We start from the raw sequence: 25,752 nt of genomic DNA, 5'->3' as shown, positions 1-25,752 counted from the left end.
GGCATTACATGGTTTGAAACGAAATGGAACATTACTAGAAACGCTGTTAATCAATTTATAAGAAAGCCAATCTATACTTTAGTTTAAAAATTGAGAAAATGAAAAAGTTGCCTGCAAAGCAGGCAAATGCGTAAGTCCTACATTACTAACATGAATGCTTCAGAAATTCCCAGACTTCGGCTTCAAAATACCGGTTTAAGTCATTCTCCGTTTAAAAGTCCAGCTAATGCGGTTTCTCATCTGGGTGCAGTTCAGGCGCAGAATTTTGCTGCTGCCAAATGGGCGCTCGGGCTTCGTGTTAAAAATTCAACCGATGAAGACATCGAAAAAGCTTTCAACGAAGGTACGATCCTGCGCACTCATGTGATGCGTCCAACCTGGCATTTTGTCGTGCCTGAAGATATCCGCTGGATGCTTGAGTTGACGGCACCGCGAGTGAAAGCGCTCCTTGCGCATTACAATAGGAAACTCGATCTCGACGACGCGTTGTTTGCCAGAAGCAATGCCGAAATCGCCAGAGCTCTGCAGAGTCATACATATCTCACCAGGCAAGAGCTTAAGATTGTACTGACGAGCATAGGTATCGAGACCGATGTCCAACGTCTGGCTCACATCATTATGTGGGCAGAGCTGGACGGATTGATTTGCAGCGGACCAAGGCGTGGGAAACAATTTACCTATGCACTTCTGGAAGAACGTGCGGAAAAAACAAAAAAGTTGGATCGAGAACAGGCTCTTGCTAAACTTGCACTCAATTATTTTACAGGTCACGGGCCAGCCCAGCTGAAAGACTTTTCCTGGTGGTCGGGACTTACAGTTAAATACGCGAGAGACGCCCTCGATTTAATCAAATCAGAATTAAAGCAAGCAACGTTTGATGGCAAAACGTACTGGTTCCCTGCCCACGAAGAAGTGACAATACCGAAGTCACCATCCGCATTTTTACTATCTATTTATGATGAGTACACGATCGCCTACAAAGATAGAAGCGATATAAGTAAGGCTCGAGACATTGAGAGAATGATTTCAATGGGTAATGCTTTGACTGCAGTCATCATCTTAAACGGCAAAGTAGCGGGTACCTGGAATAAAGCTTTGAAGAAAAGCACGTTTGAAATCAGGCTAAATCCGTTTCGGCAATTGAAAGAAGACGAGCAAGAGGCATTAGGATCAGAGGTTATTCGATATGGAAAGTTTGTGGGAATCCCTGCAGTTCTCGTTAAATAATCTTTGTTAAGTAATCTGCCGCACCGGGAAACGCTGTAAAGAAGGGACGATAGAGCTTCCGGAAATTACCTGCCTGAAGCTGTCCCTCGAACCCGTGGGATATTCAGCAAGGACTGAAACTCTATTACTGGCCATTAACAATAGCCAGAGTGCAGTCCAGTATGGATTTCATCATCAATCTCCCACATCTCCTTTTATCACTATCTCATGGGAATTCACACTGACCTCGATGAACTCGATAGGAATCTTCACCGGAATCATGAGGTCGTCGGGTCTCAGGACCTGAAAGGGGTCCTCGATCTCGAGAGCTGTCGGTATCTTGAAGGTAAGGTAGTCATGGAGATCATTAAAGAGTGATTTAGAGCCTATCCGAAAAGTAGACTAACTAGATTTTAGGGTAATATTGATTAGTGGTAAGACGAAAAAACGTACAAGACTATGAGATTTCTGACGAATTTTGGAATAAAATAAAAGCATTATTACCTCTCTCTAAACCGAAAAAGAAGGCTGGAAGACCTCGAAAAGATGATAAGAGAATACTGAGTGGTATTTTTTATCTCCTTCGTACTGGTTGCCAATGGAAATCTCTGCCACGATTTTATGGAGCTCCAAGCACTGTCCATGATCGATTTCAGGAATGGCAAAAAGCTGGATTATTTGAGACTATGTGGAAAGCTGGTCTTCTTGAGTATGATAATAAAAAAGGATTAGAGTGGGAATGGCAAGCAATTGACGGTGCTATGACAAAAGCGCCATTAGGTGGACCTGGGACCGGAGCGAATCCAACTGATCGTGGCAAAAAAGGTACAAAAAGGAGTCTGTTAACAGATGGTAAAGGTATACCATTATCGGTTACTGTTGATGGAGCAAATCGTCACGATAAAAAGCTTGTAAAAGAGACTTTAGATGCCATTATTTTTGAAAGAACTTCTCCAGATGATGTTATTCAGAATATGTGTATGGATAAAGGATATGATTTTCCTGATATCAGAGAACTGGTTAAAGAATATGGTTACACTGCCCATATCAAAAGCCGTGGGGAGGAAAAAGTAAGAATAGAGATACCAGGTTTTAGGGCAAGGAGGTGGGTTGTCGAAAGGACACATTCCTGGATAAACAGATTCAGAAGACTGCTTATAAGATGGGAAAAGAAAATTGAGAATTACCTTGCTATGCTACATTTAGCATGCGCATGGATAACACTCAGAGCAGCAGGACTTTTCGGATAGGTTCTTAGTTATCCCGATCTTGTGAATCATATCTATGAACCATTTCCCGATATCTTCCGGGATATTGAGGATGTTCCTGATGATGTTATCTATCCCTCCCAAAATCTCGTAGATAAGGTTAATTGCCCAGTCGGGCGCCTTTGAAGAGCTAAGAAGGTTGTCGATCGAACCCTTCACGCGGTTTTTGAAGAGATCTCCAACGGTGTCTGCAATGCCGGTGACGTGGAGATCTGAGGGTAAGGTCGGAATGGCAACAATCTGCCATCGATTTGGTGTCCCTGAATATACTCCGTAAAATGCTTCTACCCGTGCGTTGAAGGTTACCTCCGATGTGATGGATTCGCTTAAGTCTATCGGGACGGTAATATCCGGGCTGTCGCTGAAAAAGCAGTATGATGGGAGCGCCACGCAATCCCTGCATCCCACTACAGGGACATTGCAGGAAGGATACGGCGGCATTAAACAGACCTCACCACCTCCAACACAGAGCTTGGGGATATTAATCCCGATACTGAGTTTGAATTCATCCCATTTGACGTCGAGTTCTTTGATAACAATCGTGCCGTCGTCTCGCATCTCGAGGGAACCGCCTTCGAAGTGCGCCACCACATCATAGTTAACGGAGAATGGGCCATAGCTATCTGTACCCGACTTTGAGAAACGAAAACCCTTCACAATAGCGGTAAAGATTTTTTCGAAGGCGGCGGCGGAAACGGCGGCATTAAAGTCAAAGGTTCCCTTTCTATTCCTCGGCCGACTGATCCGCGTTACGGCTCCGGCAGATTTTTTCTCGGAGGGAGTTGGCTCTGAAGGCAGCAGGTTGAACGTAATGCTGTCAAGATTGGCAAAAACCTTTAACTGGCTATCCTCTACAGCCGGGTTATGGGGAGCTGTCGCCGATGCGGAAATGATAAGGCTACCCATGCTCTTGGGGAGATTAATGGCATTGAAAGCGAGCGCAGAGATCGCATCCATTATCTGGGGGAAAATTCCCTGGTTCAGGGTAAGGAGAGCATAGCACCCTATCATCTTCTCCAAACTTTCCAGATTGAGCTCAGGAATCTCTATGCCGGATATATTCATCGAAATATTCTGCTTTCCTGGAATTCCCGCTATCCCAAAGCCACCGGTCGCAAAAAGGTTTAAGCAAAAGCAGTCGATATCTCCTTCCTCTTTCTTACCGCTACTGGCAAAAGGCAAAATGCTATTCCAGGGCTGGCAGATCAGGCTGGTACATACCTTAAAGTTAACAGCAAACTGCTGCTCTTTGAGAGGAGGGTCCAGTTCCGGCGGGAGACTGAAAGCGCTTCCCGGGAAAAAGTCTATCGTCCCTCTGGTCAATTGAATGATGTAGTCTAGCGTGATGGGCGTCCGGATGATCGACAATGGATCCGTCCTGCTTATAAGAGGATTGTTTGCCTGCACCACCTGCGGCACAGTATGGATTTCCCTGCAGATAGGCCGGGGATTGGTTGCAGGAAGAATTGACCCGTAGTTGAAGAGTGAGGGTCGCTGTGCCATAATGTGGTTAAGGATCCGATTGACGCCGGCATCCTGCATAGCGACGTAGATATCGGAATACTGGGTGAACTTCATTACCCGCCACCCGCCTTACGTAATCTTTTCCCATTCACCGTACTCACCATGATGAGTTATATGTGATTGCGTGTGTATTTCTTTTATCGTTGTGGGTTTTATTCATTTGTACTGGGTCAGCTTACCCTGCGTCATATTTGTGCCCCGAAGGACGAAAATATCTTTTGACCGAAGCTGGCTGGAAAATAATTCTCCGACAAGCTCGCTGAATCTTTGAAATATGTCGAAAGTCCTTACTCAAATAACAAGGATGTAGAAACTATGTTACAATTCTCAGTAGTTGATGCTCCCTCTATTTTAGGGCTTAAACCTACAGGAGTTGAAACTTTACCGGAAGCATTGAAAAAAGCCGGTTTGATCCATGGCTTACAGGCCGAATATGCGGGCCGGGTTGATGCTTCACCTTATAAACCGGAAAGAGACAAATCCACGCTCCTTCTTAATCCGTATTCAATCAAAGAATTTTCTTTGCATCTGGCAGAGAAAGTTGCCGACGTGCGAAAGAAGGAGCAGTTTCCCATTGTGCTCGGGGGCGATTGCAGCATTCTGATTGGGTGTATGTTAGCTTTACGGCATTCAGGCAAATACGGGTTGTTTTTTATTGATGGTCACGCCGATTTTTATCAACCGGAGGCTGAGCCAAACGGTGAGGTTGCCTCTATGGAATTGGCTATCGTTTCCGGTAGAGGCCCAGGCGTTCTGACGAATATAGACGGGCTTAAGCCGCTCGTGCGAGATGAAAACATCATCGCATTCGGCTACCGCGATACTGAAGAACAGAAGGAATACGCCAGCCAGGATATTCTAGAGACTTCGATAAACGCTTTTAGCCTGGAGCAGATACGTAGCTTGGGAAGCGCCAAAGCTGCTCAAAAATCTCTCGACAGGTTACAAAAAAGCCAGCTCGACGGGTTCTGGATTCATCTCGATGCTGATGTGCTGGACAATGCGATTATGCCGGCAGTAGATTACCCCTTACAGGGTGGTGGTTTACAATGGGATGAGTTAAGTGATCTGTTGAGAGCTCTAATGGTATCAGATCAGGCAAAGGGTATAACGATTACTATTTTCAATCCCACGCTTGATCCAGATGGTTCGATTGCTAGCAAATTTACGCAGAGCATTATTGCGGGCCTTTCGTAAGTTGGCAGGGAGTGTTATATCCTCACCTGTGCCCTTACTCAACAAGTAGTTGCAGTCAACTGCCCAGGCTTGACGGCCTAGGGTAGTGAATATCAAATTTTGGCTCAATGATAGTTCTGATTGAACAATAGCCAGTGGTAGCCAGTAGAGATGCATAAAAAATAAATTTGCATGAAACGTTTTTTACCTGACCAGTAGTTGCATGAGGTTCATTATATGGTACATAGACAATTCCCGATAAATGATCCAGAGCGCCGGAAATGGCAGGACCCGGAAAAGATTTTGACCGACATCGGCCTGGAGCCGGGTATGACATTTGTGGATGTGGGATGCGGCGACGGGTACTTCGCCATACCCTCAGCGAGGATAGTAGGAAAGGAAGGAAAAGTGATCGCAGTAGACATCGATAAAGGTTCCATAATACGACTCCAGCAAAAGGCAGCAGAAGAGGGATTCGGACATCTATCAGCTGAAGCGCAGGCTGCGGAGGAATTCATCGCCTGCGAGGGATGTGCCGACCTCGTTTTCTTTGGGATAGATCTCCATGATTTTGCTGACCCGGCACAGGTGATCAGGAATGCCAAACGGATGCTCCGACCATCAGGGCTGTTAGTCGACCTCGATTGGAAACCCGAGCCGATGTCATTTGGCCCGCCACCGGGAAAGAGGTTCTCCATCGATAAAGCTCGGCAACTAATTGAGTCTGCCGGGTTTCATGTGGCGTCAGTAAAGGAGGCCGGGCCGTATCATTATATCATTATTGCCAGGCTGTAAGGAACGACATCGGAGCAATCCATGGGATTGTATGGTCTGATGTCGCTACCACAGGGTCATGAGCGCCATGTGGCATTAATTTTGATTGATAGTTATAGAGATCGAAGTCCATGCTCAAAGGCAAGCTCTCCATGGGTTAAAGGCCAGGTCTGGTCGGGGGTGGTGCACTGGTCGGGAGTGGTGCATGAAGAAGTCCTTGAGAGCCTTGGCCATTTCATGTAGGTTCTGCATCTGCAGCCCGTGCACTGCGCCTGGAAGGATAAAACCGTGGACATGTGGCAACCGCTCCAATAACAACTGGTGAATTTTCCCAACCTCGGTCAACAATGGTCGGAAGGGGTCCATAATGAGGGCGCCGCGAATAATAAAGAGGCGTGCTGCTAATCGTTCTTGACCATTTAGATTGACCCTATCAAAAATTCAGTGACCAGGCGCACAAACATTTCCGGTGCTGTTCTCATAGCGATGTGCTGCTGCCCTGGCATAACAACAATCCTGCTATTGGGTAATGCTGCCTGTAATGCCTCCGTTGCTGTCTTGAGATAATCAGGACTTTCGCTACCCTGCAAGAGAATAGTAGGGACAGTTAAGTTCTTAAAGCGCTGGGGGTCGAGTATGTAGTCATCATCAGCGAATTCCCGTGGAATGGTATGAACCGCCGCCAACCGGCCTGCCCAGGCTGGCTCGTTTCGCAATCCTTCGAGTTCATCCTCCGATACACCAACAATCTCTCGGAAGAATACTGCCACGACTTCCTCCCTCTCCCCTGAATCAAGTAGTGACCGGATTCGTGCCCGAAAGCCAGGCGGATATAAGGACCCATTTAAATGAAAGAGTGGTTCATAGAGTATCAGTTTATTGAGATTAGTGACACGGAGAGCTGCTTCCAGACAAATCAATGCGCCATACGAATGACCCAGCAGATTCACCGGCTCATGGATAGAACTTACTACCGCGGCAATATCTTCATATTCACGTTCTAGGGAGTAGACTGCCGAATCTCCACTCTGACCGCGGCCACGCCGATCAAGGGCATAAACGGTAAATTTTTGCTCCAGCATGGGAAGGACAGATGCCCATCGTGTGTGATCCGCGCTTGTGCCATGTACCAGAACCAGAGCAGGCCCTGACCCACTCCGTTCGTAGGCAATAAGTGTTCCGTCTTTAGACCTTACTTTGTCCATATGTATTATTGCCCTCTCAAAAGTAACCACTATACATTCAACCGTTCCCTGCACTAAAGTATCTTTGCATACGAATTTACACCTGGTATAGTTGGATGGGTATCACCGCAGGATATTCAATAGATTCAGGCTCTGCACAGGTTTATAGTGTACTGGTTACAGACTAAAAAGAAAAAATATAGCAGAAAAGACTCATTACCTGATCCTCGAAACATAGAGTAATGGTAATGGATAAAAAGCGAATGATTGTTTGGCAGGCATTGTCATGGCCGAGCACAGTTGTTCATACTCACACGGTCGATAAAGGCATTAATGGCTATGGCCTGGCGGTTGGTAAAACTGATCACAATATCCCATTTGCTATGGAGTATGATATGGAGCTGACGATAGGCTGGGATATTAAAGAGGTGTCGATTAAATCACTGCTGGATGACCGTTTTATTAAGCTTGTGCGCAAGAGTAACCAGTGGTATGACAGCTCGGGTAAGCATCTGACCGAGTTTGATGGCGTAGAACTGGTGGACATTTCGATCTCACCGTTTACAAATACTCTGCCAATTAAGCGGCTGAAGTTCGATGAAGAGAAAACGCAAAAAGTAGACGTTATCTACTTTGACGAAAACAAATTTTCACTATCCCGGCTGCAGCAAATTTACAGCAAGGTAAATGAGCAAACATATCGATATGAGGACATTATACTGCCTGATTTCGTTTCCGATATTACGGTAGACGATGAAGGACTGGTGACAGATTTTCCGAAAATGTTCAAACGTATCTGAGAGTCACAGAAAGGAAAAATTAAGCTTTCCAGGAGACTAAATTGTGAACGCAAATACATTATCAGAAAAGTCGCCTTCAAAATTCTTTTTATTGATTTTCGCTCTTTCTATTCCATTCTGGCTAATTGGGGCTATTGCTAAGCAGGGACTTCCACTTCCGATAAATCTCCCCGTGAGTGCGTTCATGTTCGTTTGCCCGCTCATAGCGGCTTCAATCCTGGTATATAAAGAAAAAAAATTCGATGGAATAAAACAGCTATTGAAAAAAGCTCTCGATTACAGGAGAATAAAGCCAAAGATCTGGTATCTGCCGATCTTTTTGCTGATGCCTGCTGTTATGCTACTTTCTTATGGGGTAATGCGCCTGATCGGGCGACCGCTTCCCGAACCGCAGATTCCGTTTCTTGCAATACCGTTATTTTTTATCCTGTTCTTAATACCTGCTGTATGTGAAGAGGCAGGCTGGATGGGATATGCCGCTGATCCCATGCAATATCGTTGGGGTGCATTAAGAGCTGGCATTATCATGGGTTCGGTATGGGGATTATGGCATCTTGTGGGATGGTATTATCAAACTCACCATACTCTAACATGGACCACAGGACAATTTATCTCTACAGTAGCACTTCGAGTCATTATTTTCTGGCTCTATAATAATACTGGAAGAAGTGTGCTTGCGGCAATCCTCTTCCACGACATGATGAACGTCAGCGAGTTTCTTTTTCCAGATTACGGTTCACATTACGACCCTGTTATTACCGGAACAATTACCGCAATTGTCGCTACGATCGTGACTTTACTGTGGGGTCCAAAAACGTTAGCTACACTCAGGTATGCCCGTTCAGGAGCGTGAGGCTATTATGCTCAACGGTTGAATGACAAGAAAACAGAGAACGAATGCAGCACAAAAGGAAAATTCGCATTTAATTAAGATTAAGTTTAGCCGTCAGGGAGACAACAAGCTATGAAAGCCTGTACATTATCTAAAAGGTCGTCTTTGAAATTCTTTATATTGACCTTCGCTCTTGCTACTCCGTTCTGGATGCTTAACTTAGTGGTCAAAGTTGAAGGACTTCCACTGAATATTCCTGTTACTGATCTTATGCTCGCGTTCATGCCATTGACAGCAGCCGCGATCCTTGTTTGCAGGGAAGAGGGTCTGAGCGGCGCAAAGCGGTTACTAAAAAGAGTTTTCGATTATAAGAGACCAAAAAATAAGATCTGGTACGTGCCCACTGTTTTGTTGAGTTTTCTTCTATTTTCGCTAATCTATGGTGCAATGCTCATACTGGGGCGACCACTCCCGGCCAAAACTCAAATTCCATTCCAGAAGATACCATTCCTGTTCGTTTTGTTTTTTGCCCTTGCCGTGGGTGAAGAGATAGGCTGGACGGGATATGCTATCGATCCTATGCAGAAACGATGGAGCTCGCTAAAAGCCGCCACTGTTCTTGGATTGGTGACAATGATAGGGCATTATCCGTCAATGATTGTGCAGGGCAGGGGCCTGAAATGGATAGCATGGTCTACTTTCGGCATCACTGCTTTGCGGGTCGTGATGGTCTGGCTCTACAACAATACAGGAAAGAGCGTGTTTGCAGTCATCCTCTTCCATGCTATACACAATGTATGCAGGGCTACGTTTCCAGCCGATAAAACTCATAACCCGCTGGTCGATTACCCGGACGTTCACTATTCGGTTTTTGCAATTGTGGCTGTAATTGTGGCGTTCTTGTGGGGGCCAGACACATTAGCCCAATTCAGATATGCCCGACCGTCGGTCTGAGATCATTATACTAACATCTGTTGGAAAAATAAGAAGCTATTTTATAACAGGATGAGTATAAAAAATATAGAGTAAAAATCAAAGCAGAATACTTCTACGGAACCTGAATAGCAAAGGGGGTATCAGGGCGGAAAGAGTGCACAGTGAAAGAAATAAAAGTTACAGGAGCGGCTATGCTTCCGTGAACGGACTCAGGATGTACTATGAAATCCACGGCACAGGCAGACCACTGGTTCTACTTCACGGCTCCCTGACAACAATCGATACCTCTTTTGGAAAGTTTCTGCCATCCCTCTCAGAGAAAGGGCAGGTAATCGCAATGGAACAGCAGGGACACGGCCGTACAGCCGATATCGACCGCCTGTTGACCTATGAGCAAATGGCTGAGGATGCCATTGAGCTTCTGAGACAGCTCAAGATAGAAAAAGCCGATTTCTTTGGATACAGCATGGGAGCCGCCATTGCTCTGCAAATTGCTATTAAGCATCCGGACATAGTACGCAAACTTGTGGTTGCTTCTCTAGCTTACACTAATGAAGGGCTCTACCCTGGAATCCTCGAAGGAGAAGAAAAAATGAAGCCTGAGGATCTTGACGGGTCAGAGTGGCAAAAAGCTTACGCAAGGATCGCACCGAATCCGGAACATTGGCATGTGTTGATCGCCAAAGAGCAGCAACTTACGCGGGAGTTTAAGGGCTGGACACCTGATGATATTCAGGCGATCAAAGCACCCACGCTGGTTATAATAGGAGATTCCGACATCGTCCGCCCCGAGCACGTAATTGAAATATTCCGACTGCTAGGCGGCGGAGTGGCTGGGGACCTCGTCGGCCTCCCGCGATCCCAGCTTGCAGTACTTCCAGGCACCACTCACGTTACACTTGTGGATCGCTCTGATTGGCTTCTTTCGATGATTACGGATTTTCTCGACGCACCCATGCCGAAGGAGGGGTGAGATAAAATGTCCAGCTGATCAATATCCAGGGTACTGTGGCAGCCTGACTACGTACATGAGCTCGTGCCGAGCAACACCGCCTACTGGAAGCGGTCAGGAGACGGTGTGAGCTGGCTGCCCTGGATGTATGCGAAGTTAACGAAAATTCGGGCGAAGCAAAATTTGGCTGGCGCAATTCTACTGCACAAATACTGTAATTTCCAAAAAATCTATCTGAGCCCGCTGATGACTGAATTGTTATATATAATGTCCAGATTCTTAATAAACAATGATCAAAATCAGCTTCAAGCAGGGAACTATTCTCATAAAGGGCAATGTCAGGGTCCCGAACTCCATATGGGACGAAAGGAGTGGAAGTTTCAGGGCTCCTGCAATGTACTATAGAGATATTATTAACTATCTGAAAGAGTCCAGGATCGATTTTGAAGATACTGTCCTTGACCTTCTTCCCTGTCCTGACCTTGCAGCAGCTTATGAGGCTTCGGGAAAGAAGCTGAAGTTGAGAGACTACCAGGCAGAAGCTCTCATCGCCTGGGGGGAAAACGAGAAAAGGGGAGTGCTCGTCTTGCCAACAGGAAGCGGAAAGACCCTTGCTGGAATCAGGGCAATTGCAGGGTGCAATACACCTGCCCTTATAGTTGTCCCGACCCTTGACCTGCTTGAACAGTGGAAAAAGCAGCTTGAAGAAGCCTTTTCCATGGAAATCGGAAAACTTGGGGGCGGGGAAAAGAAAGTCCTTCCGATAACGGTTTCCACTTACGATTCTGCTTATATTCATGCCGAAACCCTCGGGAACAGATTCGGCCTTCTTGTTTTTGATGAAGTTCATCACCTGCCTGCAGCCGGGTACAGGAGCATTGCCGAGTTTTCAGCAGCCCCCTGCAGGCTCGGGCTTACAGCCACATACGAAAGGGAAGATGGTTTGCATACTGAACTCAACCGGCTTGTAGGGGGAAAGGTTTACGAGAAAAAGGTCTCGGAACTTGCAGGCGGACACCTCGCCCCTTATACGATAAAGCGGGTTGCTGTGGCTCTCACGGATGAAGAACAGAGAGAGTACGATCAGAACTATTCCGTATTCCTTGATTACCTCAGAAAAACCGGGATGATCATGAGAGGCCCGCAGGATTTCCAAAAACTTGTCATGAAAAGCGGAAGAGACCCTGAAGCCCGAAAAGCCCTCCTTGCAAGAAATGCAGCAAGAGACCTTGCTTTCAACAGCGATTCCAAAATTGAGAAACTGAGAGAGATCCTGGAGCAGCACAGAGAAGACAGGGTGTTTATCTTCACGGAACACAACCGGCTTGTACACCGGATTTCCAATATATTCTTTATCCCTGCAATTACATATCGGACTCCTTCAAAAGAAAGGAACTCCATTCTTGAAAAGTTCAGGACAGGCAGCTACAGAGCTGTCGTTACCTCAAAGGTACTGGATGAAGGAATTGATGTCCCGGAAGCAAATATAGGAATTATAGCAAGCGGGACAGGCAGCAAACGGGCATACATCCAGCGCCTTGGAAGGATCCTCAGGAAAAAAGAAGGAAAGGAAGCCGTGCTCTACGAAATTGTTGCTGAGGAGACCACAGAAAAAGGAACTGCACAGAGAAGAAAAGAGGCTTTCTCTTCTGGAAAAGGTTCGGTAGAAGATCCCGGGAAAAAGACCGAAAAACAGAAGACCGAAAAACAGAAGATGGAAAAACAGAAGGCAGAAAAAGAAAAAGCAGAAAAAGAAAATCAGGGCACAGGAGTAGAAAGCTCTGAAAGACAGAAAGGTGGTTCTCATGCTAACTTCTGACCTTCTTGTAACCCGTATTTCCGGAGGAAAAATCAAACCGGCATATGCATCCTTTAATTCCGAAAATCTTGAGCTTGCAGGGCTCCTTATAGATACCTTTGAGCAGCATACAGGAAAAGCCTACGGCGACCTCCTGGCAGAGCTTGAAGGTTATGAAGAGATGAATTACCGCTTCATCCGGGGGCTTTCCCAGCTCCTTGGAAGGCGGGCTGTAGTTGAAACATCTTCAGCTGTTGACCCTTCCATAGCCAGGGAAGCGGTTTTTGAAGCCTGTGCCGGGATGGCGCTTTCCCCTGCTGAAAGAAAAAAGGCGCTTCAAAAAGCCGCAAAAAAACTCTCGATTTCAATTCCTGAGCTTGAAAAATCTCTCTGGGCAGACCTTGAGGAAAATCAGATCCTCAAAGAATTCAACCCCCTTTCCCCTGCAGAGCTTCTCAGGCAATATAATATCTCTCTGACCCAGACCCTCCTTTTCCGCGCTGTTGATCTGGATATCTGGATAACAGGCGATTTCCAGAACGTTCTCTGGAAGATTCTCAGATCCGGGCTTATGTATTCTCTGGAGGAAGCTGAAGAGAAAGCAGGCGAAAAAGAAGAAACTGAAAGGTTGAAAAGCGTTCACCTTCACCTTGACGGGCCAGCATCTCTTTTCAGGATGTCGGAACGATATGGAAATTCTTTTGCAAAACTCTTCCCCACCCTCCTGAAATCAAAGGGCTGGAGCCTGAAGGCAGGAATTCTCCATAAAGGTTACCAGGGGAAGCGCATCCTTGATTTTGCCCTTGACAGCTCGGAAGAAACTTTCACACTCACACGGGAAGCAGCCAGATATCCTGAAAGAGTTTCTCCCGAGTTTCAGCTTGCGGAAGGGCAGGAAGGATACAGAACAGGAATTGAGAATGGGAGCGGGGTTGAGCGAAAGGAAGCTGGAACTCAGGTAGTAGAAGCAGATGCTGAAATAGATGCTGAAATTGCAGCTTATGACAGCACTTATGAACAACAGTTTGCCAGCTTAAGTTTAGGAGGCTGGAAAGCAAAAAGAGAACCAACGATCCTGAAAGCAGGCAGGTACGCATTTATTCCGGACTTTTCCCTGCAAAGGGACGGGATGAAAGTGTACGTCGAGGTTGTCGGTTTCTGGACACCGGAATATCTTAAAAAGAAGATCGAGAAACTGAAGGAAGTAAAGGAACCAGTTATTCTCCTGATTAACAGGAAACTCAAGTGTTCGGAAAAAGACTTTCCTGCCCAGGATGTGATTTTCTTTGACAGGAAGATTCCGGCAAATGAAGTCATGCAGGTGCTCAGAAAATATGAGGGAAGAAAGTTTGAAGAAGACCTGTCAAAACTGCAGAAAATGGAGCTCCCTCTTTCCGGGGAAATGATCAGCCTTGCAGAAATTGCAGCCGAGAAAGGAGTCATGTCCGGAGCTTTAAAAGGAGTGCTTACAGAAAGGCTTGCAGAAGCCCGCGAATCTAAAAAATTGAGGGCGCAAAAAGAATTCAAAGAGCCTAAAGAGCCCGAAGAGTCCGGAAAATATGCAGACTATGTGCTTCTTGAAAACTACGTAATTCACAGGCAGCTGCTTAAGAGAATAAATCTTGAGCTTGAAAAGCCAGGCGCTGCAGAAACATACGCCGATGCGGTAAAAGTCTTTGAGGGTTTCGGGCTTGACAGCAGCCTCTATTATCCTGTGCTCGAATACCTTGGGTATAAAGTAATCTGGACAGGGCTGAGTGAAGAGAATGCAAAGGTTAAAAAAGCGAAAAAGTGACTGAGCCATGCAAATAGTGAGTTTCTAGAGGTTATTTAATAGACAAAAATGTATATGGCTAAATATTTGGGCTAAATATTTGAGCTAAGTATTTGAGGTTGATCAAGTATTTAAAGTACAAAATCAAAACAAAAATAGAACATAGTTTTTACTGAAGTCCATAGTGTTTTATGTTCCAATTCGCCATTGTCTGGATTTTCTTGATTTTTTCTTCACCATCCTCCATGATTTTTTCTTCATCATCCTCTATAATTCTTCTTCGCCCTCCTCCATGATGAAAAGGTGTTTAAAGCGCTTCTGAACTCTCAGGTAATCCTCGACCGGTCTCAGGTCCTTTACCTTTCTGTGACCTGCGTGATTTCTCCGTTCATTTCGTACATTGGCCAGAGGCACATCTCTACTGCAAGTTTGGTAACTTCCAGAGTCTTTGGAAGTATCAAAACCCCAGCCTGTGATATAGGGGGCATGGGCGTGGATATAAGGTCAGGCCCACGATTCCGTGGCTTTCTTGACTTTACCATCATGTCTCTCGGAAAGCCGATTTAGGTTGTAGCTACGTATGGAGAACCATAGGCTTCCATAATTGCAACCATGTTCTTTTTTGGAAATGGGTTTACGAAAGAGAATTTTCCAGGGAAGTCGTTGTGGTGCTGGCCTCAAAAGGAGTTCCGCTGCTGCGCTGGACTCCAGTGTTCATGTAGGCTTCATTGTCCATACAGATATAGTAAAGCCATAGCCGCGCTTAAATGAACCTGAGATGGCCCCGAAGCCTATATCCATAGCAGCGCCGTCGCCCCCTATAGCTATTACTTTGATATCTTTCTCTTTTCCAAGAGCTTTTAGGGCAACTTCTATATCTGAAGCCACAGCACCTGTATTTTTCAAAAAGGGAGTGAATCCAGGGACCTGCCAGGAAGATAACGGGAAAGGTGTAAAACAACAACAGACACCCTCAATCAATTCTTAATCTTTTTTAACTCGCTTACTGTAGAATATCAGGTATTTATATTTAGCAATAGTCGCTGTTTGTCAAGTTAAAAGAACAGGAAGAAAAGCCTGCGGGAATCCACTTTATCCCAGCTCCCAAGGCAGGGTATCCGTGAACCTCCGCATTCCCGGAGTCATAAACTTCATACTTCAATATCATCCAGTTTTACAATGAAGTTTACCTCAACTCTCGAAATATTAAGGTTAGATTCAAGATCTGTCTCGTATTCTGCAAGTAAGTTTTTAATGACAGTTTCTAAAGAATGCTTTAAGTCAGTAACGGTTTCATCCATCAATATTGTTTTTTCAGCTTCAGTCAGGTTAGAAAGAACCATCTAGCGCCACTCCCCGAAGATTTAGTTTCTTTTATACTGATTTTAACATTTTCTTAATTTCAGCACTGTTTCATAGCTACTGTTGCCTTAGTTTATGCTTTATTTTTCATGAATTCATTCGGAGATGCAAACATTTCTCTCAATCATGAACATGTATGGATTTCGTAACCTGTATCCTCTTCCCCGTCCCGGCGTATCCAGTACTTGCTGCAAAAGCTGTATTATCAACTGAAATTTTTTTAGAAATAGAAAAATCATATTATCCCCAACAACCATGATTTTTGTTTGTCTGATAGTATTATATTCTATCAATAGTATAATCGTTATAGTCGTATAAATACTTATTCTGTATAAAAAAGCCATCAAAAGCCATTATTTAATTAGAAATCGGGGGAAGATTTAAATAGCATTATTGTTTTTAAATTTAAACTGTGATAAAAAATATGATTTAGTTGGCAGTTCTACTATTTTAAAAAAATGTCAATAAAAAACCAAAAATGGCTGTCACAAAACCTGACAAATATTTACATTTAGAACAAAATATTTCATACTGCAGTTAATCAGAATTTAATGTTCATAACATTGCCTATCGAGTTTAGTCAATACTGCCCATCGACCAGATGGGAGATAAAGTTAATTTTGAGGTAGCCTGGAAAGATGTATTCTGGCTGGGGTGTACTCTGGTAGGGACGTACTCGTGGGGATGTACTTTTGTAGGAATGTACTCTGGTGGATGTACTTTTATAGGAATGTACTCTGGTGGATGTACTTTTGTAGGAATGTACTCTGGTGGATGTACTTTTGTAGGAGTGTATTGCAGGAGATATTCACTTTAAAACAGTTATACGGAACCCGATTCTGAAAGTTTTAACGTGCAGAGGATTTATTCCACATACTCCACATTCCTTTTTACAGGTCGGAAGAGTTTCATAAACTCGTGCACGTCTTCGGGAAAATCCGTGCTTACTGAAAGCCCTATTTCTTTAGCTTCTGCGGCTGAAAGGGGAGTGCTATGGATCATTTCTCCGCTGACCAGCTTTTCGACCACTTTATCCAGGCTGTTTTCCCTGCCGGGAACAGGTGTGATTTTGCCTTCAAGGAGTTCGGTTGCGACGTTTCTGGTAAGTTTAAGGGCTTTTCTGGATATATCACTCATAACAAGGGTGACATCTTCAGCATTTTCTTTTTTCATTTCTGCAGCATAAATCCAGGAAGGCGCAGGAAAGAGACCTCGCATGAGATCTCCTACCTGAGGGTCGATAGGTCCTATGACAGCATCTTTATCCATTACTATCTCGTCTGCTGCAAGAGCAATAATTGTGCCCCCTGACATTGAGTAATGGGGGACGAGCACACGGGTCTTTTTTGGGTGGTTTTTCAGGGCACGGGCAATCTGTATGCTTGCATGGAGCTGCCCTCCCGGAGTATGCAGAATCAGTTCAAGGGGGTAATCCCTGTATTTCCTTATCCAGCGCAGGATCTGTTCGGCATCCTCCTCGTCTATGAACTGGTAAGCAGGCAGCCCGAAAAAGGAGATCGCTTCCCGCCTGTGGATCATTGTCAGCACTTTACAGCCGTGACGCCTTTCCATAGATTTCAGTTTTGCTATACGCTGCATACGGATTTTTTTGAGCTGAGACCGCGGGTAAATTATGGCATAAAGAAAAAGGAAAACGAACAAAAGAAATATTAAATTCCAGATACTGAACGTTGTGCTGCCAATTATAGCCAGAAAATTCCCCCTTATTGGCTCCCTTATTAACAGTATCCTGCCGTCTGTTATTTTAACTCGCCGTACATTAATTTTTAGTCATGTGAAGCACTCGTTGCTTTCATGCTTTTAAGTTTGGAGAGCTGATACAGGACTATCATTTTTCTTCCGCGAGTCTGCATCTGATCTCCAACTACATCTAATTTCAACCGCATCTAATCTTTATTCAGTAATTGGCAGGCTTAATAAGAATAAAAATAAAGGCAATTAATTTTAACCTATTAACCCATTAAAAGTTTAGCTCCGCCAGCTTCTTTCCATTTTCTCGTACAGGCCGAGTAAATTGTTTCGTGTGATCTTGAAATAAGGGTGGTCAGGCCCGTATTCTTTTTCTATTATATCGAGGGCTTTTTCATAAAGCTCGATTGCAGTCTCGTACTCCTCCATACTTTCGTGCAGGCCTGCGAGGTTGTTCAGAGTGGTTCCGACATCGGGGTGGGTGGGGCCGAGTGTGGCTTCATAGATCTTGAGGGCGCGGGAGTAGAGAGGGAGAGCTTTTTTGTGCTGGCCCAGGATTCTGTGCAGTTCGCCAAGGTTGTTTAACGTCTTGGCAACCTCTGGACTGTCCGGACCAAGGACACGTTCCCGGATATCGAGGGCTCGCGTGTAGAGTTCAAGGGCTTTTTCATGGCGGCCTTTCTGGACATAGACCCCTGCAAGGTTATTCAGGGTTGTTGCAAAGCCGGCGTGCTCGGTTTTTCCCAGGTTTTGCATGATTTCAAGGGAGCGAGTATAGAGAATAAGGGCTTTTTCATATCTTGTTGTCTGAAAATAGAGAAGGGCAAGGTTGTTTAATGTCTGAGCTATCTGCGGGTGTTCCTTTCCGTATATATTTTCCTGAAGTTTTAAAGCCTGTCCGTATCTTTCCTCAGCTTCCTCAAGTTTGCCCATTTCTGCAAGTAGAACCCCAAGATTATTCAGGGTGCCGGCAGTATAAGCCAGGACTTTTTTATTCTCTGGGTCTTTTTCCTCAAGTTTTTCAAGCATCCCGAGGGTACGGATGAAAAGTTCTTCCGCTTTTTCCGTCCTTTCCATTCCCTTGTAATAAAAAGCCATCCTGTTAAGTGTCCTTATAGCTCCCAGATTCTCCGGATTCAGAAATTTTTCCTGAACTCCGAGAGCCTTGCTGTAGTATGAAAGGGCTTCTTCCTGCCTGTCCATAACATAGTAGAGAATTCCAAGTTCACCGAGAGTGTCTCCGGTTTCAGGCTGCTCCGGACCTAAAAATTTTTCACGGATGCTGAGTGCTCTTGTAAATAACCTCAGGGCTTCTTCGTACTTTCCTATATAACGATAAATCCCTGCAAGCCCGTTCAGCACTGCTGCAGTTCCGGGGGCTTCCGGTCCGAGCTCTTTTTCCGCGGTATCAAGCAGTTCTTCGTATATAGGTAAAAGCACTTCCCAGGTTGCTGACCTGTAGAACGGCTCGGCAGCATTTCTAAACCAGTTTACCAGCCCCTCGGGCTCTAAAACCTCTTTTGCATGCCTGTAACCTTCTTTTAAGATAATTTCATCCTCAGATGTGACCAGTTCAGGGTCCAGGTTCCTTAACCGCTCTCCGTATCTTTCAAGCAGAATTTCGTGGTTTTCAATAGAGCCTCTTTCGGCAGAAACTTTCTCATTTTCTGAATTTTTTGTAAAATTAGCCGTAAATCACCCCTCCTGAATGAAAAGCAGAATAATTAAGATCTTCAGTGAAATTTCTAATTGTAAACATTCCGGATCGATGCTATATTAGGATACTGCAGGATATATTAGAGTATTGTATACGTTACTAGAATATTATAGGTCAGTTATATATCTGCATTTTAAATCATATATTAATAAGAAACCATTTATTTATCTTCGAGCCTATCCTAAAAGCAATATTATATAAAATGAAATATATTAAAACTGCTAAGCTTTAAGGAGCTAAAAATTTTTGAGGCAAAGGTTGATACCCCTTATTTAACATACAGAGTCATGTAGAGCAATTCCGGGATCTGTAAGGCGGTACACTCCATCTTCTAACTTAAGTAAATTCTCTTTGAGAAGGAAATCCATACTGTATTTAAAAAAGAAATCGTTTAATCCCGATTCTTCCCTTAATTGTTTCTCGTCTTTTCCGAAGACCCCAACAACCCTGAGAAGCTTTCTTCTTGAAGGATTCATTGAGACCTTTTCCAACATCATATGTTCATTTTGGTAGCTTCACCTTCGGTGGGCTTGGCTTTTTTGTCAAGATGTGCGTCTATTTTATCAAAGCTTTCTGTCATAAAAATACCTATATTTAATGATCAAGAGCGTATCTTTATAGAGGTTTCGAAGAGACCAATATAACTATAACCGCTTCTCTATTTTAAGAATGATGAGGTTTAAAGCTCCCCTAATAATTGAGCTCATCAAAAAATGTTTCGATCTAGAGGATACGTAATATCAATCTGTCTTAGATCCTGGAAGATGCTCATGGGCGAAGGAGTTTTTCTGTCCTTCACCCACCACATCACGGATTTTAAAGGTGCTGCTCTGCGTTTTATGGCGTCACAGCTCAGAATGTACTAGCCTTAGACGGCGCCATAACGCATCAGACTGCCTGCATTCTTGATCATCGTCTAAATGCGGTTGTCTTAAATTTTTATCTGAAACAAAGCTGGGAAACTGAGTGCCAACGTTGTAGTAGATTTCTTTCCACTCTTTTGGATCATTACTGGGGCCCAGTGACCTACAGCGCACTTTTCTCCTTCGCCCATCGCTACACGGATGTTATAGGCACCATTCTGCATGTTGCTGATGTCCCAGTTCAGAATGTACTGATCCAGGGTGGCGTCATAACGCATAAGATTGCCTGTATCCACAATCACTGACTGGATAGCTGTTGCCTGAATCTCCAGAGCCTGAGTCGTTTGAGTAAAGTAGACGCGAGCTGTCGCATCCGTTACCGGATTACCATAATAGTCGGCGATCTTGATCTTGACAGGTATGACTTTGCCTGAGAAGAGACCTGATCCTACTCCGTCAATCTGGACTGGGGGCTGGAAGCCCAGGAACCTGTATATTACTCCAAAAGTGGCAGAGTGGCTGTCAGACATATATGCGCACTCTTCACCTTGGTATTTAGCTACGACAGTATGGTCACCGACCGACAGAGCGCTGGGGTTGTAAGTGATCGTTGCCTTACCATCGGTAGAAGTGGTCGCAGAGCCGATGGATTTGCCATCTACAGAGAAATCAATCTGTTTGTCAGACAGTGGCACATAGGTACCACCATTGTTGTAGGTCAGCGTGGCTGTATAATCGATCGAGGGCTGTTTAAAAAGTGTACAGGTTGGTTCGTCGATAATAAGCACCGTTTCAACTGGATCACATGGCTGATCAGGCTCAGCAACCTTGAAGTGAATGACTATGCCTTCACCCGGCTGCAATCCCTTGCTCAGAGTGCCTTGTTCAGCTTGAATTTTGAAGTGGTAGCTTCCGGGGGTACTGGGAGCTATAGCTTTCACCTGTGTAGTGAACGGCATAATCTTCCCAGCGTTCTTTTCATACATATAGGAGGCCGTCGCCGTGCCAGGTGCAGGACCAAATGTTACGTCAAAGTCCGCGGGACCACCTTTGTTCTTGACGGAGAAAGTGGAAGTCAAAGGAAGCGCTGTTGTAGGCCCTCCAGAGCTTTCTATCAATTCAAAAGTAAGCATAAATGTAACATTGCCCCCGGGAGCAATAGGATCGATTACCTTGAAGTGGCCGGACTGACCGGAAAATTCGGCCTCAGGCTGTATATCAGTCGCAATATAATCAATAGTGTGTGCTGTGGCTGGTACAACCAGCAAAACCCCCAATAGGACAGCTATGAAAAGTACCAAACTAGGACTTGGAAATCTTCTAGTCATAAAAACTCTCCTTACTCCCATATTATTTTTTATAATTTTTATTTGAAGATCTTTTATAGTCAGTTTTTTTACCTTTTTTCCCATCTATGGATAAATAAAAAGACAATTGAAATGTCAAAAATCCAAATCATATTGGATCCCCCCATAGAGAAAAAACTACGATATATAGAATGCTCAGAGACATATAAATATTTTTACGAATTTATAAAGTACGTAAAATAGAAAACAAGTTTTAAAAAGACGTAATCTCAGATTTGTACTTCGAGATTAAGATCTACTGATTCACATAGAAAAAGAGAATTGTTTTATGAGCTTATCCCAAAACTGAAAATTGATCCTCTGAATCTCGAATTTTGAACAATCAATCGAGTTTATGATCATAGAAAATAGTTCTGAAACTTTTATTAATTTAAGAAGAAACCTAGTTTTGGGATAAGCTCAAGAAAAGAACTAAACACTCTTTCTCCTGATCCTGAATAAGTAAACTGATTAATCAAAGGCTACCAAACCCATGTGTTAAATTCAAGTTATTTAATCAACGGAGAGTAACGTGTATTGTGGAAGAATACGGGAAGAAAAGGACCTGTAAGTTAAAAGTTGATTTTTAACCCTCAACTTTCAAATTTTATTCGTTATTCTTAACATCATTTTTCATATCTTAAACAGCTTCAATCTCCAGAGCGTTTCCCATCTTTGTTTTTCATATTTAGCTGGGTACTTTTTGCATGGTCAATCCCAGGTTAGTCTCCAGCTACTCTTCAGCTATTCTTCAGCTATTCTTCAGCTATTCTCCCATTATTATCCTGTTTTTTGGGAAACATAACTTCTTTTTTTAAGAAAGCCGGTTCTATTTACCTGCTGATCAGGCTTTTTCTTGGCAAAAAACAAAATTTTTATATGTATGGAATACAATTACTTTGTAACTTTTAAACTTTACTAAATTCTATTATATTCGGGGAAAACGAATAATATATTAACTTACTGTCTAGTAAGTTTATCAAATAGGGGAAAACGACAGGGTCTAGATGCAATTGTCTTACCGAGTCTGCCAAAAATACTCTTTGCTTTTAGCTCTGATGTTTTAAAGGATATATAACCTTTATATGGACTTGTAATTGTTTAGATGGACTGGTAGAGGCATCTACTTAAAATATCGATCCAGAGTTCGTACCAATCCAGAGCTTGGAAAAATAATCACTTTGCTAGGGAAGCATCTGTATTTTGCCAGGTCTCTTAATATATGCAGATTGAGGGGTCATGGAAATGAAAAGTATACTTGTAGTTGAGGATAGTCCTGTAATTATGGAACTTATCAAATTCCTTCTTACTACTTTTGACTATGAGAGTAAAGAAGCGAGTGATGGGTTTGAAGCTCTCAGAATTGCTAAAGAAAACAGGTTCGATCTCATACTTCTTGACATACAGCTGCCAGGATTTGACGGGCTTGAAGTCCTTAAAGAAATCAAAAAAATCCCCGAAATCCAGAGGACACCTGTAATTGCCCTTACAGCTCATACCATGCAGGGGGATGAGGACAGGTTTTTAAAAGCAGGTTGCAGTGGGTATGTTTCTAAACCCATTGACATCGGCAGATTCAAATCAATATTAGAGATGTGCACAGGTGAATGCAGAGCAGTGTAAGGAGTTTACGCAGTTTCTGGTCCTTTAAGGGGGATGAAGGGATGGTAAATATTTCAAAGTCGCCATTCACAAAAAGGTCTAACGAACTCGTACTTATTCTTGTCCTGGGCTTTATATTTACACTGGCAGCTTCTAACTACAATCTTTTTGAATCTGTTGTGTTGTTTGTTGAAAATTACGACCGTGAGGGTTTGGGTCTTCTGCTCGTTCTTTCAATATATGTCTCTTTTGGAATGGGAATATTTTCTCTCAGGAGATGGATGGAGCTCGAAAATGCTCTCGTACTTTACAAGGAAGCAGAAGACGACCTTAAGGAAAAAGATAAGATGTACATAGCTCTTTTTGAGCAGTCCAATGATGCTGTTATCATTTCAGACGGAAAAAAGGTCATGGATATTAATAAAAAAGGCTGCGAAATTTTCGGTTTCGGACAGAAGCGCCCACTTAATGCTTCTCTAATGTCCTTTATTCCAGGTGAGTACCTTCCTGAGCTTCAACAGGCACTTAAGGAAACTTTCAAACAGGATTCTTCTTACTTTGAAATGAGGTATCAGAAGCCTGACGGGGAAATTGTTGACATAGAAGTTAACCTGTCCCTTATCGACAGGAAAGATAATATTGTTCAGATTGTAGCCCAGGATATTACCGATAGGAAAAATGCAGAAAGGTGGGAACAGGAGAATCGGGAAAGGCTTAAAACTATCCTTGATAATACGCTGTGCAGTATCCTGCTGATCGAGGCCTCCTCCAGGAAAATTGTAGATGCAAATCCTGTTGCCCTGAAAACGACTGGTTATTCCGAAAAGGAACTTATAGGAATGGTCTGCAGCCAGTTAATCTGCCAGGCCGGGGAAGAAAGATGCACTGCCCTTTCTCTGGACCAGGCTGAAGATCTCTCTGAAAGTTTGCTTTTCAAAGCCAGAGGAGATCCCATACCAATTCTTAGAAATGTCGTGCCTGTCTCAATAGGAGGAAACGGTTATTTTGTTGAAAGCTTTATAGATCTCTCGGAGTATAAAAAAGCTGAAGAAGACCTCCTGCAGGCAAAGCTTGCAGCCGAAGGGGCGAACCGCGCAATGAGCGAATTCCTTGCGACCATGAGCCACGAACTGCGTACCCCCCTTACTGCCATAATCGGTTTTTCGGAACTCATGCTTGGAGGGACCACTGGTGAGTTCGACGAACTGAACAAAAAGTTTCTTGGAAATATCTCAAATAGCGAAAAACATCTTCTTTCGCTCATAAATAGTATTCTGGACCTCTCCAAGATAGAAGCCGGGAAAATGGACCTTGAACTTGACTATTTTACACTTTACGATACCTTTACTGATACTAAAAATATAATTTCCCCTCTTGCCCTGAAGAAAAACATTTCAATGAATTTCAATGTTGAATCAGGTTTCTTTATCTACGCGGACAGGACCCGTTTCAAACAGATTATGTATAATCTTGTAAGCAATGCGATAAAGTTCACTCCTGCTGGCGGCTCTGTCGAAGTCCTGGGGTCAAGATCCGAAAACGGGATCAGGGTTGCCGTATCCGACACAGGTATAGGGATTTCAAAAGATGGCATAAAACATCTTTTCAAACCCTTCAAGCAGATTGACTCTGCCCTCAGCCGCAAATACGAAGGTACTGGCCTTGGTCTTGTTCTCGCTAAAAAATTTGTAGAGATGCACGGAGGCAGGATATCGGTTGAGAGTGAACCCGGTAAAGGTTCAACCTTCACTTTTGAGATGCCTGTAAAGATCCTGTGTGCCGGTGAAAAAATAAGGATACCTGAAACCTGTGAGATAAATGGAGAAAAGGTTCTTGAAGCTCCTGATAAAATAGAGAAACCTCTCGAAACTCCTGATGAAATAGGGAAAACTCTCGAACCCTCTGACAAAAAAGGCGAAACAGATGAACCTGAGACCGAAGATCAGGCAGGAAATAACGAAGAAAAAGGTTTCTCTGATATTTTTGAGCCCGAAGGATCAGAAGGATCCGGACCCCTTGTTATGGTTGTTGAGGATGATAAGCTGTCCAGAGAACTTCTCATGTTCACATTAAAGGAAGCAGGCTACAGAGTAGCCCAGGCTGTCACAGGGAAGCAAGCTCTCTTTCTTGCCCGGAAATTAAAGCCTTTTTTAATTACTCTGGACCTTATGCTGCCCGAAATGAATGGATGGGACGTGCTTCAAAACCTGAAAAAAGACAGCGGGACTGCAGGAATTCCAGTACTTGTTCTCTCAATAGATGAAAGAAGTGACTGCAAAATGCTCTGGGGTGCCTTTGACCATCTTGTAAAGCCGGTCGAAAAGTCAATCCTGCTTTCAACTCTGGACCGATTAAAAGAGAAAATGAAAAAGGAATCTCCAAAGATTCTGATTGCGGATGACAAGGAAACTATGACTGAACTTATAGCTTCTCTGGTTAAAGAGGAAGGTTATGTTATCAGCCGGGCATATGGCGGAAAGGAAGCAATTGAAAGGGCATCTACAGAACTTCCGGATGCTATAATCCTGAATCTGATGATGCCTGATGTATCAGGTTTTGAGGTTGTAAGGGCCCTTAAGAAAAACCCTGAGACCGTGGATATCCCTATAATCGTATGCACTGCAAAAGACCTGAGCGCGCAGGAAATGAAAATATTAAACAACAATGTTTCGTTTGTCATGCAAAAAGAGGACTTAAATAAACAGACGCTTCTGCAGTTAATAAATAGCTTTGAATCAAAGGGAGATAGTTGTGGGACATGTGCCTTTTCAGCTACTCACGGCGACCGTCCATCACAATTCATTCAAGACTGAAGGAATTAATTGAGAGAACCAAACTGATAAAAAGACCTGATAAATGACCTGAAAAGAGAATTAACCGAAAAAGGCTGACCGAAAAAATATCTACTGGAAAAATATCTACTGAGAG

The 25,752-nt window shown here is 43.8% G+C and carries 22 protein-coding genes and 1 pseudogene; 13 read left to right on the top strand and 10 right to left on the bottom strand.

All coding sequences use genetic code 11. The annotated features are described in order from the left end of the window. The first annotated feature begins 126 nt into the window (after positions 1–126). A complete protein-coding gene (locus FXV91_RS15470) occupies positions 127–1,227 on the top strand; it encodes a winged helix DNA-binding domain-containing protein (protein ID WP_229391579.1) in 1,101 nt (366 codons plus the stop codon). Between the two features lie 6 nt (positions 1,228–1,233). On the opposite strand, the gene FXV91_RS19945 is transcribed toward FXV91_RS15470, so the two are convergent. Continuing rightward, positions 1,234–1,362, bottom strand: coding sequence for a hypothetical protein (locus FXV91_RS19945; protein WP_255680646.1), 129 nt, complete (start codon positions 1,360–1,362; stop codon positions 1,234–1,236). 275 nt (positions 1,363–1,637) lie between these two features. Here FXV91_RS19945 and FXV91_RS15465 point away from each other — a divergent pair, with 275 nt between their 5' ends. Beyond that, complete coding sequence (locus tag FXV91_RS15465) at positions 1,638–2,456, top strand: IS5 family transposase (RefSeq protein ID WP_229391578.1); 819 nt, start codon at positions 1,638–1,640, stop codon at positions 2,454–2,456. Here FXV91_RS15465 and FXV91_RS15460 read toward each other — a convergent pair. Next, positions 2,409–4,016, bottom strand: a complete 1,608-nt coding sequence (locus FXV91_RS15460) for a hypothetical protein (protein ID WP_229391577.1) — start codon at positions 4,014–4,016, stop codon at positions 2,409–2,411. The genes FXV91_RS15465 and FXV91_RS15460 overlap by 48 nt on opposite strands. A gap of 249 nt (positions 4,017–4,265) precedes the next feature. On the opposite strand from FXV91_RS15460, the gene FXV91_RS15455 reads away from it, so the two are divergent. Continuing rightward, positions 4,266–5,195 (top strand): arginase family protein, encoded by a 930-nt coding sequence (locus FXV91_RS15455; RefSeq protein ID WP_229391576.1) that lies wholly within the window; start codon positions 4,266–4,268, stop codon positions 5,193–5,195. A gap of 216 nt (positions 5,196–5,411) precedes the next feature. Further along, on the top strand, positions 5,412–5,969 hold the full coding sequence (locus tag FXV91_RS15450; RefSeq protein WP_229391575.1) for a methyltransferase domain-containing protein: 558 nt from the start codon (positions 5,412–5,414) through the stop codon (positions 5,967–5,969). 92 nt (positions 5,970–6,061) lie between these two features. On the opposite strand, the gene FXV91_RS15445 is transcribed toward FXV91_RS15450, so the two are convergent. Together FXV91_RS15445 and FXV91_RS15440 are read right to left on the bottom strand one after the other, a co-directional pair. Next, positions 6,062–6,244: a hypothetical protein gene (locus FXV91_RS15445; RefSeq protein ID WP_229391574.1), complete on the bottom strand. Its 183-nt coding sequence runs from the start codon at positions 6,242–6,244 to the stop codon at positions 6,062–6,064. Positions 6,245–6,367: 123 nt separating this feature from the next. After that, complete coding sequence (locus FXV91_RS15440) at positions 6,368–7,153, bottom strand: alpha/beta hydrolase (protein ID WP_229391573.1); 786 nt, start codon at positions 7,151–7,153, stop codon at positions 6,368–6,370. 221 nt (positions 7,154–7,374) lie between these two features. Here FXV91_RS15440 and FXV91_RS15435 point away from each other — a divergent pair, with 221 nt between their 5' ends. From FXV91_RS15435 to FXV91_RS15410, 6 genes are all read left to right on the top strand, one after another. Continuing rightward, positions 7,375–7,932, top strand: coding sequence for a putative glycolipid-binding domain-containing protein (locus tag FXV91_RS15435; protein ID WP_229391572.1), 558 nt, complete (start codon positions 7,375–7,377; stop codon positions 7,930–7,932). A gap of 172 nt (positions 7,933–8,104) precedes the next feature. Next, on the top strand, positions 8,105–8,785 hold the full coding sequence (locus FXV91_RS15430) for a CPBP family intramembrane glutamic endopeptidase (RefSeq protein WP_229391571.1): 681 nt from the start codon (positions 8,105–8,107) through the stop codon (positions 8,783–8,785). Positions 8,786–8,896: 111 nt separating this feature from the next. Next, positions 8,897–9,718 (top strand): CPBP family intramembrane glutamic endopeptidase, encoded by an 822-nt coding sequence (locus tag FXV91_RS15425; protein WP_229391570.1) that lies wholly within the window; start codon positions 8,897–8,899, stop codon positions 9,716–9,718. 136 nt (positions 9,719–9,854) lie between these two features. Continuing rightward, positions 9,855–10,673, top strand: a complete 819-nt coding sequence (locus FXV91_RS15420; protein WP_229391569.1) for an alpha/beta hydrolase — start codon at positions 9,855–9,857, stop codon at positions 10,671–10,673. A 268-nt stretch (positions 10,674–10,941) separates the two neighbouring features. After that, positions 10,942–12,471: a DEAD/DEAH box helicase family protein gene (locus FXV91_RS15415; protein WP_229391568.1), complete on the top strand. Its 1,530-nt coding sequence runs from the start codon at positions 10,942–10,944 to the stop codon at positions 12,469–12,471. Then, positions 12,458–14,245 (top strand): DUF790 family protein, encoded by a 1,788-nt coding sequence (locus tag FXV91_RS15410; protein WP_229391567.1) that lies wholly within the window; start codon positions 12,458–12,460, stop codon positions 14,243–14,245. Before FXV91_RS15415 ends, FXV91_RS15410 begins: the two co-directional genes overlap by 14 nt. A gap of 148 nt (positions 14,246–14,393) precedes the next feature. Here FXV91_RS15410 and FXV91_RS15405 read toward each other — a convergent pair. The 6 genes and pseudogenes from FXV91_RS15405 to FXV91_RS15380 all read right to left on the bottom strand — a co-directional run. After that, a pseudogene (locus FXV91_RS15405) lies at positions 14,394–15,178 on the bottom strand (thiamine pyrophosphate-dependent enzyme); the annotation flags it as partial. A 197-nt stretch (positions 15,179–15,375) separates the two neighbouring features. After that, positions 15,376–15,567: a hypothetical protein gene (locus FXV91_RS15400; protein ID WP_229391566.1), complete on the bottom strand. Its 192-nt coding sequence runs from the start codon at positions 15,565–15,567 to the stop codon at positions 15,376–15,378. A gap of 883 nt (positions 15,568–16,450) precedes the next feature. Then, positions 16,451–17,248 carry a hypothetical protein gene (locus FXV91_RS15395; protein WP_229391565.1) on the bottom strand — a complete coding sequence of 266 codons (798 nt, stop codon included), beginning with the start codon at positions 17,246–17,248 and terminating at the stop codon, positions 16,451–16,453. A 327-nt stretch (positions 17,249–17,575) separates the two neighbouring features. Beyond that, the gene (locus FXV91_RS15390; RefSeq protein WP_229391564.1) at positions 17,576–18,736 is read right to left on the bottom strand and encodes a tetratricopeptide repeat protein; all 1,161 of its coding nucleotides are present in this window, start codon (positions 18,734–18,736) and stop codon (positions 17,576–17,578) included. A gap of 549 nt (positions 18,737–19,285) precedes the next feature. After that, positions 19,286–19,510 (bottom strand): hypothetical protein, encoded by a 225-nt coding sequence (locus tag FXV91_RS15385; RefSeq protein WP_229391563.1) that lies wholly within the window; start codon positions 19,508–19,510, stop codon positions 19,286–19,288. A 434-nt stretch (positions 19,511–19,944) separates the two neighbouring features. Beyond that, positions 19,945–20,406 carry a PxKF domain-containing protein gene (locus FXV91_RS15380; protein WP_229391562.1) on the bottom strand — a complete coding sequence of 154 codons (462 nt, stop codon included), beginning with the start codon at positions 20,404–20,406 and terminating at the stop codon, positions 19,945–19,947. 18 nt (positions 20,407–20,424) lie between these two features. Here FXV91_RS15380 and FXV91_RS15375 point away from each other — a divergent pair, with 18 nt between their 5' ends. From FXV91_RS15375 to FXV91_RS15365, 3 genes are all read left to right on the top strand, one after another. Continuing rightward, a complete protein-coding gene (locus FXV91_RS15375; protein WP_229391561.1) occupies positions 20,425–21,156 on the top strand; it encodes a hypothetical protein in 732 nt (243 codons plus the stop codon). Between the two features lie 1,311 nt (positions 21,157–22,467). After that, complete coding sequence (locus tag FXV91_RS15370) at positions 22,468–22,845, top strand: response regulator (protein WP_229391560.1); 378 nt, start codon at positions 22,468–22,470, stop codon at positions 22,843–22,845. Between the two features lie 41 nt (positions 22,846–22,886). Continuing rightward, complete coding sequence (locus FXV91_RS15365) at positions 22,887–25,637, top strand: response regulator (protein WP_229391559.1); 2,751 nt, start codon at positions 22,887–22,889, stop codon at positions 25,635–25,637. Positions 25,638–25,752: the final 115 nt, after the last annotated feature.

Source organism: Methanosarcina sp. DH2, assembly GCF_020804225.1.
Lineage (GTDB): Archaea > Halobacteriota > Methanosarcinia > Methanosarcinales > Methanosarcinaceae > Methanosarcina.
Note: the sequence above shows the minus strand (reverse complement) of the source record. Positions and strands in the feature narration are given on the sequence as shown.